Raw genomic sequence first — 3,091 nt, forward strand, 5'->3', positions numbered from 1 at the left:
TAAAGACTCATTACCTTGACATTGTATTGAAAGAAAAAAAACAAAAAGAGAGAGGACAACAGTTCTATCTGCATTGGAAAGCTTCGGGCTATTAGTATCACTTGGCTTTGATCTTTCAACCTTTACACCTATGACCTATCAACGTTGTCATCTCCAACGACCCTTATGAGGAAGTCTCATCTTGTGGCTAGTTTCGCACTTAGATGCTTTCAGCGCTTATCTATTCCGAACGTAGCTACCCTGCCGTACACCTGGCGGCATAACAGGTTCACCAGCGGTCCGTCCAACCCGGTCCTCTCGTACTAAGGTCAGATCCACTCAAACTTCCAGCGCCCACAACAGATAGGGACCGAACTGTCTCGCGACGTTCTGAACCCAGCTCGCGTGCCACTTTAATGGGCGAACAGCCCAACCCTTGGGACCTTCTCCAGCCCCAGGATGTGACGAGCCGACATCGAGGTGCCAAACCTCCCCGTCGATATGAGCTCTTGGGGGAGATCAGCCTGTTATCCCCAGAGTACCTTTTATCCTTTGAGCGATGGCCCTTCCATACAGAACCACCGGATCACTATGTCCGTCTTTCGACCCTGGTCGACTTGTTGGTCTCACAGTCAAGCAAGCTTATGCCATTGCACTCCTCGTACGGTTACCAAGCGTACTGAGCTTACCTTTGAAAGCCTCCGTTACCTTTTTGGAGGCGACCACCCCAGTCAAACTACCCACCAAACAATGTCCTCGGCATAGCCGAGTTAGAAACCGAATACAGAAAGGGCGGTATTTCAAGGGTGTATCCTCGATTCCTGGCGAAACCGATTCATTTACTCCCGCCTATCCTACACATCCTGTAACCAATTTCAATGTTAAGCTATAGTGAAGGTTCATGGGGTCTTTCCGTCCCGTTGCGGGTAATCGGCGTCTTCACCGATACCACAATTTCACCGAGCTCATGGCTGAGACAGTGCCCAGATCGTTACACCATTCGTGCAGGTCGGAACTTACCCGACAAGGAATTTCGCTACCTTAGGACCGTTATAGTTACGGCCGCCGTTTACTGGGGCTTCGATTCAATGCTTCTCCTTGCGGATGACATCCCCTCTTAACCTTCCAGCACCGGGCAGGTGTCAGGCCTTATACCTCATCTTTCGATTTCGCAAAGCCATATGTTTTTGCTAAACAGTCGCCTGGGCCTTTTCGCTGCGGCTTCTCTACTTGCGTAGAGGAAGCGCCCCTTCTCCCGAAGTTACAGGGCCATTTTGCCGAGTTCCTTAGCCATGATTCACTCGAGCACCTTAGGATTCTCTCCTCGACTACCTGTGTCGGTTTACGGTACGGGTATTTATAACCTGAAGCTTAGCGGGTTTTCTTGGAAGTCTGATTACCTGCGCTATCAGCGCACCCGAAGGTTTGCTGTACTATCGGACTTTAGCTGTACCGGCGGATTTGCCTACCGGTCCAATACCTTTGTCCTTCAACGAACTATTCCGTCAGTTCGCGGCAGTGTCACTACTCCGTCACCACATCGCAGTTATAAATAGTACGGGATTATTAACCCGTTGTCCATCGGCTACCTCCTCTCGGATGCGCCTTAGGTCCCGACTAACCCTGATCCGATTAGCGTTGATCAGGAAACCTTAGTCTTTCGGTGGGCGGGTTTCTCACCCGCCTTATCGTTACTTATGCCTACATTTGCTTTTCCATAAAGTCCACAACAAATCGCCTTGCTGCTTCACCCCCTATGGAATGCTCCCCTACCAGTGTATATAAATATACAATCCATAGCTTCGGTACTGTTCTTGATGCCCGTTTATTATCCACGCCCGGTCGCTCGACTAGTGAGCTGTTACGCACTCTTTAAATGAATGGCTGCTTCCAAGCCAACATCCTAGCTGTCTAGGCAACCGGACCTCGTTAGTTCAACTTAGAACAAATTTAGGGACCTTAGCTGATGGTCTGGGTTCTTTCCCTCTCGGCCTTGGACCTTAGCACCCAAAGCCTCACTGCCGACCATATCTTACAGCATTCGGAGTTCGTCTGGATTTGGTAGGATTTGACTCCCCCGCACCCAATCGGTAGCTCTACCTCTGCAAGACTCTATGTCGACGCTGTTCCTAAAAACATTTCGGGGAGTACGAGCTATTTCCCAGTTTGATTGGCCTTTCACCCCTACCCTCAGGTCATCCGGAAACTTTTCAACGTTTATCGGTTCGGTCCTCCAGTACGTGTTACCGCACCTTCAACCTGCCCAAGGGTAGATCACAAGGTTTCGCGTCTACCTCATCCGACTATACGCCCTATTCAGACTCGCTTTCGCTTCGGCTCCTTGACTTAATCAATTAACCTTGCCGGACAAGAGTAACTCGTAGGCTCATTATGCAAAAGGCACGCCGTCACCCCACTAAAGGGCTCCGACCGCTTGTAAGCACTTGGTTTCAGGATCTATTTCACTCCTTTATTCAAGGTTCTTTTCACCTTTCCCTCACGGTACTAGTTCACTATCGGTCTCTCAGGAGTATTTAGCCTTTCCAGATGGTGCTGGTAGATTCCCACAGGATTTCTCCGGTCCCGCGGTACTCAGGATCCCACTAGCCCAAAGTTGAATACGTGTACGGGACTATCACCCATATTGTACGGCTTCCCATCCGTTTCCACTTCGCTTCTTTGATGACTTATTGTGGTCCTACAACCCCGGTACTGCCGTAACAGTACCGGTTTGGGCTCTTTCCCGTTCGCTCGCCACTACTTGGGAAATCATTATTATTTTCTTCTCCTACGCCTACTTAGATGTTTCAGTTCAGCGCGTTCGCGTGTTATACGATATACCTTCAGTATATCAGGTTGCCCCATTCGGAAATCTACGGATCAATTCGCATTTGCCAATCCCCGTAGCTTATCGCAGCTTATCACGTCCTTCATCGCCTCTGAGAGCCTAGGCATTCCCCAAGTGCTCTTATTTACTTTCTTCACACATTGCCCCTTTTGCTAGGCAATGGTTGCTTTTGCGGTATAACCATGTAAACATGACCATACCACTGTTGTCTTCTCTTGTGTCTTTTTTCTTCCAATATGTCAAAGAACTCTTCTGCGTATTATC

1 rRNA gene is annotated in these 3,091 nt (G+C 49.1%); it reads right to left on the reverse strand.

The features are described from left to right. Positions 1-72: 72 nt before the first annotated feature. Positions 73-2,961, reverse strand: a 23S ribosomal RNA gene (locus tag AC6CHH_RS16355). Between the last annotated feature and the right edge of the window lie 130 nt (positions 2,962-3,091).

It is taken from the genome of Sphingobacterium sp. GQ94, assembly GCF_059758715.1.